This window comes from Microcystis sp. M083S1 (assembly GCF_020246405.1).
Taxonomy (GTDB): Bacteria; Cyanobacteriota; Cyanobacteriia; order Cyanobacteriales; family Microcystaceae; genus Microcystis; species Microcystis aeruginosa_C.
On sequence record NZ_JADBTB010000243.1, the window covers coordinates 18888 to 27512 of the forward strand.

Here is an 8625-nt window from a genome sequence, read left to right on the forward strand (position 1 = left end):
TCTGCCTCAAGAATGACTTTGTAAGAATCTAACCGGAGCTTGGGCTTTAAATAGCACAAGGGATCCTAATTATAACTGAATCGGGAACTATTTAAGACGAGGTGATCACGCTGGCCTCTTCCGCTTCAGACCAAGAAGGATGAGCGCGTTCAATTTCGGAGGATTGCAGCAGCGCTAAAGCGGCGATAAAGTCTCTAATTCCCTGAAAATTGCCGTAAACCGAAGCAAAGCGCACATAGGCCACTTCCGATTCTTGCCGGAGGTATTCTAGGACTAATTGACCGATCTCCTGACTTGTTACCTCCCGTTTTGAGTCTTGCTGCAGACGGGATTCGATATCATTGACGATCGCCTCTAATCTTAGGTGGGGAATGCCAGTTTTTTCACAGGCCCGGACGATACCGCGCAGCAGTTTGCAGCGATCAAAAGATTCCCGTTTACCATCTTTTTTAATCACCGTGATCGGCACGAATTCGATGCGCTCGTAGGTGGTGAAGCGATGTTTACATTGTAAGCATTCACGACGACGACGAATGCTCTGACCGTTTTCGGAGGAACGGGACTCTAAAACGCGACTATCGGTATGCTGACAATTAGGGCATTGCATAGGAGGCGCTCGGTGAGGGGAACCTTTAATTTAAGCCTTTAAATAGGAAAACCAGAGCCGCTAACCTGCTTTTGGCAAGCGGGCGGCTCGGGAAAGAAAATTATTAAACGGAGTTAAGAAATTTACTTTTGAATCCGGGGAGGTTCCCGGAAGGCAATGGCGAAGAAAATTACCGACAAAGCCATAGTTAAAACCAAAATGTAAGCGACGCTTTCCATGGTTGGACATCCTACAAGACTGCTATAACAATCCTATAGTATCAGGAAATGAGCTTTTCAGCTTGCCTGGGGATGTAATCTACATCCCCAGAATCAGTGGCGAGCTATTTAACGCTAACTTTTGCCCCAGCGTCTTCCAGTTTTTTCTTGGTGGCGGCGGCTTCGTCTTTGTTAATGCCTTCTTGAACCGCTTTGGGAGCGGCTTCTACTAGGTCTTTCGCTTCTTTGAGTCCTAAACCGGTCAATTCGCGCACTACCTTGAGGATAGCAATTTTCTTGTCGGCGGGAACTTCTTCGAGAACGACGTTAAATTCGGTTTGTTCTTCCACAGCTTCAGCAGCAGCCGCGGGAGCAGCCCCAGGGGCCGCCATAATTATGCCACCAGTTGGAGCGGCGGCACTAACTCCGAAGGTTTCTTCGATACCTTTGACTAATTCCGCAGCCTCTAAGAGGGTCAGGGTTTTGAGTTTTTCTAAGATTTCAGCTACAGCAGACATGGGTTAGACTCCTAATTGTTTTAAGTGATTGATTGGCGCGGTATTAAGCCGCTTCTTTTTCTTCTTGACGGGCCACGGCATCGACGGCACGGGCCAAAGATGCGGGAACTTCGTTGATGCTGCGGGCCAGTTTGGCGGCAATGGCGTTGATTGCTCCGGCGGCCTGAGCGATTAACTGTTCTTTCGACGGTAAATCAGCGATCGCTTTGAGCTGCTCTTCTGTCAACAGTTGACCTTTTGTCCCTTCTTTGAGGACACCGCCGCGCAATTCGGTTTTTTTGCTTTCTTTTTTGAACTCTTGATAGGCCTTGAAAGCTCCACCGATATCCTCTTTTACGAGCAGAAAGGCGGATGTTCCCGATAAAAGGCTTTTCATCGGTTCCCAGCCACTATCTTCAGCGATCGCCAATCCCATCAAAGTATTTTTGGTGACTTTACAAATCGTTCCCGTGGGGCGCAATTTGCGGCGTAGATTGCTGATTTCGGCGACGGTTAAACCTTGATAGTCGATGACCATCGTTAATTGAGCTTCGCTAAGGGAGGTTTTTAATTCTTCTAGAATTAATCCCTTGCTTTCTCTGCTTCTCCCCATCCCTTGTTCACCTCCTGTATGCGGGGGACCGGTTCCACAGGCGCAAAAATAACCCCTTGTAGCGCCGGGGTTGATTGGAGAGAATCAGTTCAGGCACGACCGAGACAGAAAAAATCTCTCTTTAGTCTTTTTGGCCGCTGTTTTCTCGCTTTGACCTCGGCAGGGTATTTAAGCTGTTTCGCACCTGCTGTCTTTGGCTTAAGCCAGTTTCTCATTTTAACATTATTGCGGGATTTATGTCAAGCACCAGGAGGGAGTGGGCAGTACATTTCGTAGCCAAATTTATTGGCATCTACTTCTTGTAAATTAATATCGATTAAACCGTATTCTGACCAGCGTTGGGAAACCTTGACCGCCATGGCCGGATCCGACTCCAAAGGTTCCCCCCACTGGTGGTCCGTTTCGGGATACATTTTTGTTGTGGCATCAATTCCCATTCTTCCCCCCAAACCGACCTTTTCGCTGGCAAAATCGAGGCTATCAAAGGGGGTTTCCGGGAGAATAAACACATCGCGAACCGGATCCACTTTAGAACTAATTGCCCAAACCACTTGCCGGGGGTCGCGAATATTAATCTCCTTATCGACGACGATGACAAATTTAGTATAGGTGAACTGGGGTAAGGCACTCCAAAAAGCTAAGGCCGCTCGCCGCGCTTGTCCGGGATAAGCTTTATCAATGGAGATAATCGCCGCTTTATAGCTTAAAGCTTCCATGGGCAGGAAAAAATCTCTTATTTCCGACACCTGTTGCCGTAAAATCGGTGTATAAATACGATTAAGAGCGATAGCCATCATCGCTTCTTCCTTGGGAGGACGACCGCTAAAAGTGGTTAAATAAATGGGGTCGCGACGGTGGGTCATGCAGTGGAAATGAATCAGGGGTGAATCTTCCACACCGCCATAGTAACCCATGTGATCACCAAAGGGTCCATCTGGCAATACCTCTCCGGGGGTAATTGTTCCTTCGAGGACGATTTCTGAGTCGGCCGGCACTTCTAAATCGAGGGTTTTACACTTGGCTAACTGTACCCCAGAACCGCCGTACAATCCCGCAAACAGCCATTCTGACAGATCTACGGGGATAGGAGTGGCGGCGGCCATGATAATTAGAGGATCAACCCCCAAAGCGATGGCTATTTCTAATTTTTTGCCCATTTGCGCCGCTTTTCGCAGGTGACGCGCCCCACCGCGCACGGATAACCAGTGAACGGTCATGGTATTGTGAGACTGTAGCTGTAAGCGATAGACACCGACGTTAGGGGTTCCCGTTTCGCAATCTTTGGTAATTACTAGCCCTAGGGTGATAATCTGGCCTGCATCGCCAGAATAGGGGCGAATCATCGGAATTTTCTTTAAATCTACTTCATCCCCTTCTAAAATCACCTGTTGACAGGGAGGGAAAAAGTTACGGCTGGGTTTGGCTTTCAGGACATCAAACAACACTTTACCAAAATCGATCGCTTGGGAGAGTTTTTTCGGCGGTTTCGGTTGTTGCAAGAGGGCGAGTTTTTTGCCTAAATCTTCCAATTCTTCGGGTTTATTCAGGTTCATCGCCCAACAGATGCGTTCTACCGTTCCCATCAGGTTAATAGCGACGGGAAACTCTGCTCCTTGCACGTTTTCAAACAGTAGGGCCGGCCCCCCCACCTGTAGCATCCGATTAGCGATCTCGGCAATTTCTAAATCGGCAGAGACCGATGCACTAATGCGGCGTAATTGGCCACGATCTTCTAAAAGCTTAATAAATCCTCGTAAGTCTCTAGCCATGATGAAGAAATGTAAATAAATCCCTGTCTCTATTATCTCTTAGGGTGGCAGTTTCGGTGGGGGATAGTCACCGATTTGAGAGTTGGCGGCGATTCTCGTCTAGAATTAAGTAAAAAAATCCCCATCTTACCAGGGTCATTCCTACCCCTAAGTTTATGCTTATCCAGCCCAGAGGTCAACATGATTAAGGATATTGAAATTAGTAATTTTAGATGTTTTGAGCATACCAAAATTGAAGGTTTTGAGCGAGTTAATTTAATTGGCGGTAAAAACAATTCAGGGAAAACTGCCCTGTTAGAGGCAATATTTTTGTATAGTTATCCCTATCCAAATACTATTCATCCCTACATCAGAGGAATCATTCGTAGGCAATCTTTAGCAGTTGTTCAGGCTGTTCCCAAAAATGCCTGGGATAATTTATTATTCAATCTTGATAGAAAAAATATTATTGAGTTAAAAGGCTCCCAATCTAAACGAGGAGATAAATTGGTAAAAATATCGATTTCTGGTTCTCTTAAAGATGGCGTTTTAGGCATCTCTGAAGACTTGCAAAAATTATACGATTTTATCGCTAAAAATAAATCAGTTATTTCTATCTTAAATATTCACACAAGTTTTCACCTCAAGAATGACTCAAATGATGGTCAACTGAACTATTTTTTAATTGCTAGTTCTGAGGGAATACTCGCTTTACCTGATCCAGGTGATGAGGAACCAGTAATCATTGCCGCATCTGTCAGTAAATCTTTGGAAGAATTGAGCGAGTCCTATACTAAAATAGTTTTTAATGAACAGGAAGAAGAAGTGCTAAAAGCTCTACAAATTCTCGATCCTTCTATTGAGAAAATAGAAAGTTTTTTTCTGGGTGAACCAAATTTATATCTGAAAAGAAAAGAGACAAAACGCCTACCCATATTTCTGTTTGGTGAAGCTATTAATCGTCTAATAGAGATGATTTTTGCTCTGCTGCTTAATCCGCAAAAAATTATTTTTATCGATGAAATAGAAAATGGTCTTCACTATACTGCTTACCCAGATATTTGGAAAACTTTATTCCGATTAGCTATCGAACTAGATAGCCAAATTTTTGCCACAACCCATAGTTTAGAGATGATCCAAGCTTTTGCCGATGTGGGGTTAGAATATTATCCAGAACAGGGGGCCTATTTTGAACTAGCAAGGAGTCCCAGAACTGATAAAATTATTGGTATTAAAAGACAATTAAGCACTTTAGAGTACGCCTTAAAACATGGCAATGAGGTGAGAGGTGAGTAACTTATTAATCGTCGAGAGCAAGAATGATAAAATTTTTATCGAAGCCCTAGTAAAATACTTAAATATTAACAAAATTCAGTTAGATAAACCGATTTGCTTTGAGGAAGATGACTATAAATGTTTACAGGGTTTAGATCAAGCTAAATTAACCAGCACTTTCGATGAAATTAAGGCGACTCTTGGTAAAAAAGCTATCCCTAAAGTTGGTATTATTATCGATCAAGATTCTGATACTAAGACAGAGCGACTAAATTGGCTTAACGATTGTCTGAAAAAGGTGTATCCAGAAGCGGAAGATATTAGGAAAACCAGTCAGCTTTATAGATTGACAACAATAGAAGATCAAATCACAGAATTTGCTTGTTATTTTACCAATGTGGAAGGACAAGGAGAACTAGAAACAGTTCTCAAGAAGATTAAAAGTCAAGATTCCACCTATGCGGATTGTTTAGAAGACTGGAGAAATTGTTTAAACAAGCAAGAAAAATCGATTAAAGACAAAGATTTTGATAAGTTTTGGATTAGTAACTATTTACGATTTGATACCTGTTCCACAGAAGACAAAAAACAAGCTGGCAGGAAATGCAGTATGAATGGATTTGATTATGTTATGAAAAACAAACGTCATATTTGGAACTTTGAGCATGAGGTATTAAATGAACTCAAAGAATTTTTACAACTATTTGCTGTCTAATCAAAAATCCCCCTAGAAATCTAGAGGGATCGAGGGATATATGGAGGGCAATTTAGAAGTAAATTGTGCCACCCCAGCGCTCGTCTAGACGGGGAGCAACCAACAGATAAGCGGCGACGTTATACACATCATCTTCCGTCAGATTGCGTAATTCTGGGAAGATATCGGGACGGCTAACATTGGGATGAAATTCGCTTAGATCATCTTCACCATCGTAACTGGTGGGATGTTCTAGATAATCAATCAATGCTAACAGATTATCTCTGGGAGGTTCCGCTTTTGCCAGATCGGCCAGACCCAAACTGACGTTATTATTAGTTTTGGTTTTACCTTGCAGGTGACACTTAGTACAATTGGCGACAAAAAGTTTCTGTCCTTCCGTCGCTTGTTCAGAAGTCAAAGTCACCGATTCCCCTGCATCATTGAGGGTGATGGTGAGGGTTTTTTCATTGAGTTCTAAGGCACTAGCGCCGTTAAGATTGAATTGTAATACAAAAAAAACTACAGCGATCGCTGCCACAATCAAACGTTTGATCATTGTTCTCCTACTCGCAATTGTTCCAAGAAAGGGAATTTTAAGGTGACTAAAAAATTTTCTCCTCTGGGAGGGTGTCGATCGATTCTAAGTGATCACGGACACCGAGAAGATCGCAGTTGGGAATAAAGTCAAGGGGACGTTTCCGTTTTAGAGGCGGTTACTCCCGATCGTTTGGATAAAATCAGTGAGATAATTGCTTTAGCATCTTCTAGGGCGAGATTAGTCTGCCGATCTTTATAGGAGATGCCTAATTGGTCGCAAAGTGACAACACAGATTCATCGGCCAGATCGTACTCTGCCGCAATATCAGCGATCGATAGATCAGCAAAACCCATAGTCTAACGCACCCACCAAGGATAGAGAATACTTATTAGTTACCATAATTATCATGCCATTGCCGGGGACATTCTTAACAGTGATCAGTGATCAGCAGTCAGGAGACAGGAGGCAGCTTTGTTCTCCCCATCACCCTACACCCCACACCCCACACCCCACACCCCACACCCTACACCCCACACCCTACACCCCACACCCTACACCCCATCACCCCACGCCCCAAACCTTCAAAATTCCCTAATTTTCCCGACTTTTGCCTTTTTATTCCCTAAGATAGAGACTCGTGTAAACAAATTTAATTAAAATCGCAAAAAACCTGAAAAAATACTAAAATGTGATTAAGAATGTTATTTTTAGCCTTGTAAGGCTAAATCTTTCTCGATAACATTGTAATCATACCTCCACACTCTTTTGTACAAAGGACTGCACCTTTGTTAACTTATGGATATACAACTGATCAACATCGGCTTCGGTAATATTGTTTCCGCTAATCGGGTTATCGCCATCGTTAGCCCAGAATCGGCTCCTATCAAACGCATCATCAGTGATGCTCGGGATAAAGGCTGTTTAATCGATGCTACATACGGAAGACGGACTCGTGCGGTGATCATCACCGATTCTAGTCATGTGGTGCTGTCGGCCATTCAACCGGAAACCGTGGCTCACCGTTTCGTGGTCAACAAGGAAGCCCCTGTTAATAGTAGCAACTAAGTTATTAACCCCATGCAACCCGGTCAATTAATCGTCATTACTGGCCCTAGCGGTGTGGGCAAGGGTACGCTAGTCCGGCATTTACTAACTCGTTTCCCTAACCTCTACCTGTCAGTATCCGCTACTACGCGCCCACCTCGACCGGGTGAAATTGAGGGGGAAGACTACTATTTTCTCGACCGTCCCAGTTTCGAGGAGAAAATGGCAGCCGGAGAATTTCTAGAATCGGCCGAATACGCGGGCAATTATTATGGGACACCCCAATTAGCGATCGCCGCTCAATTAGCGGCGGGCCAGACCGTCATTCTAGAAATCGAATTGGAGGGAGCCAGACAGGTCTGTCAAAGCTTCCCCGAAGCGAGGAGAATCTTTATCCTACCCCCCAGTTTCGAGGAATTAGAACGTCGTTTGCGCGGCCGGGGCAAAGATGCTGAAACGGCGATCGCCCGTCGTCTGGAACGCGCCCGAGAAGAATTAGCCGCCAGCGAGGAATTCCCCGATCAAATCGTCAATGATGACCTAGAAGCCGCCCTAGATGCCATCGAGAAGATTATTTTTAGCCGTTAGCTGTTGGGGGTTAGGTGTTGGGGTTTTAGGGGTTTTAGGGTTTTAGTTGAAATTTCCCACTTCCCCACTTCCCCTAATCCTTATCCCCCATTCCCTAAGTTACCTAAAATATCGGATGAATACCCCCGCTACATTTTTCGATAAGATACTCACCTTTGCGGGGGATGAAATCCGACCAGAATATTAGCAACGGAGCATCGGTTTAATTCCACCATCTGTGGACAAACTGTGTTACAATCTACTTAACCAATGGTCGAGAATTGTTATATGCTAGTCGTAGAAGCAAGGCTAAAAAACGGGACACTAGAGCAATATCACCGGCTTGATGAAGCTATCAAAACTTCTCAGTTTGTGCGTAACTCTTGTGTTCGTTATTGTATGGATCATAAGGGTACAACCCGCAATGATCTCCAAAAACTTTGCTCGGTACTAGCTAACAATAAAGAGACACCTTGGGTTAATAAATTAAACTCACAAGCACGTCAATCTGCTGCTGATAGAGCCTGGCAATCAATTAATCGGTTTTACCAGAATTGTCATGCCAAGATACCAGAGAAAAAGGTTTTTCCTCGGTTCAAAAAGCATAGTCGTTCTGTTGAATACAAACTAACAGGCTACCAACTATCTGATGATCGACGTAAAATCAGATTTACTGATGGCTTTAAAGCAGGAGAATTTGGTTTATGGTGTAGTCAAAAGACCTTAGTTTATTATTCAGAGCAACAGATTAGACGGGTAAGAGTTGTTAGACGTGCTGACGGTTATTATTGCCAGTTTCTGATTGACGTAGAACGGCAAGAATACCATAAACCGACGGGACA

At 44.0% G+C, this 8625-nt stretch carries 11 protein-coding genes, 1 pseudogene and 1 other annotated feature; of the genes and pseudogenes, 5 read left to right on the plus strand and 7 right to left on the minus strand.

What is annotated here, in order from left to right:
* Positions 1–91: 91 nt before the first annotated feature.
* The 5 genes from nrdR to IM450_RS21785 form a co-directional block, all read right to left on the minus strand.
* On the minus strand, positions 92–607 hold the full coding sequence (nrdR, locus tag IM450_RS21765) for a transcriptional regulator NrdR (protein WP_004268588.1): 516 nt from the start codon (positions 605–607) through the stop codon (positions 92–94).
* Between the two features lie 122 nt (positions 608–729).
* On the minus strand, positions 730–825 hold the full coding sequence (locus IM450_RS21770) for a photosystem II reaction center protein T (RefSeq protein WP_012267019.1): 96 nt from the start codon (positions 823–825) through the stop codon (positions 730–732).
* A gap of 104 nt (positions 826–929) precedes the next feature.
* Positions 930–1322, minus strand: a complete 393-nt coding sequence (gene rplL, locus IM450_RS21775; protein WP_287669683.1) for a 50S ribosomal protein L7/L12 — start codon at positions 1320–1322, stop codon at positions 930–932.
* Between the two features lie 43 nt (positions 1323–1365).
* Positions 1366–1914 carry a 50S ribosomal protein L10 gene (gene rplJ / locus IM450_RS21780; protein WP_004268584.1) on the minus strand — a complete coding sequence of 183 codons (549 nt, stop codon included), beginning with the start codon at positions 1912–1914 and terminating at the stop codon, positions 1366–1368.
* A gap of 98 nt (positions 1915–2012) precedes the next feature.
* Positions 2013–2129, minus strand: a sequence feature (ribosomal protein L10 leader region).
* Between the two features lie 24 nt (positions 2130–2153).
* A complete protein-coding gene (locus IM450_RS21785; RefSeq protein WP_004268582.1) occupies positions 2154–3683 on the minus strand; it encodes a UbiD family decarboxylase in 1530 nt (509 codons plus the stop codon).
* Between the two features lie 180 nt (positions 3684–3863).
* Between IM450_RS21785 and IM450_RS21790 the strand changes: the two genes are divergently transcribed.
* Entirely contained in the window at positions 3864–4958 is a 1095-nt protein-coding gene (locus tag IM450_RS21790; protein WP_287669686.1) for an AAA family ATPase, read from the plus strand.
* Positions 4951–5652 (plus strand): DUF3226 domain-containing protein, encoded by a 702-nt coding sequence (locus IM450_RS21795; RefSeq protein ID WP_004268577.1) that lies wholly within the window; start codon positions 4951–4953, stop codon positions 5650–5652. Before IM450_RS21790 ends, IM450_RS21795 begins: the two co-directional genes overlap by 8 nt.
* Positions 5653–5704: 52 nt before the next feature.
* On the opposite strand, the gene psbV is transcribed toward IM450_RS21795, so the two are convergent.
* Together psbV and IM450_RS21805 are read right to left on the minus strand one after the other, a co-directional pair.
* Positions 5705–6190, minus strand: a complete 486-nt coding sequence (gene psbV / locus IM450_RS21800) for a photosystem II cytochrome c-550 (RefSeq protein ID WP_002754644.1) — start codon at positions 6188–6190, stop codon at positions 5705–5707.
* Positions 6191–6318: 128 nt separating this feature from the next.
* Entirely contained in the window at positions 6319–6525 is a 207-nt protein-coding gene (locus tag IM450_RS21805; RefSeq protein WP_004268575.1) for a hypothetical protein, read from the minus strand.
* 442 nt (positions 6526–6967) lie between these two features.
* Between IM450_RS21805 and remA the strand changes: the two genes are divergently transcribed.
* From remA to IM450_RS21820, 3 genes and pseudogenes are all read left to right on the plus strand, one after another.
* Complete coding sequence (remA, locus tag IM450_RS21810; RefSeq protein ID WP_002737924.1) at positions 6968–7237, plus strand: extracellular matrix/biofilm regulator RemA; 270 nt, start codon at positions 6968–6970, stop codon at positions 7235–7237.
* A gap of 12 nt (positions 7238–7249) precedes the next feature.
* A complete protein-coding gene (gmk, locus tag IM450_RS21815) occupies positions 7250–7804 on the plus strand; it encodes a guanylate kinase (RefSeq protein WP_004268573.1) in 555 nt (184 codons plus the stop codon).
* Between the two features lie 267 nt (positions 7805–8071).
* Positions 8072–8625 (plus strand): annotated as a pseudogene (locus IM450_RS21820) (RNA-guided endonuclease TnpB family protein); the annotation flags it as partial.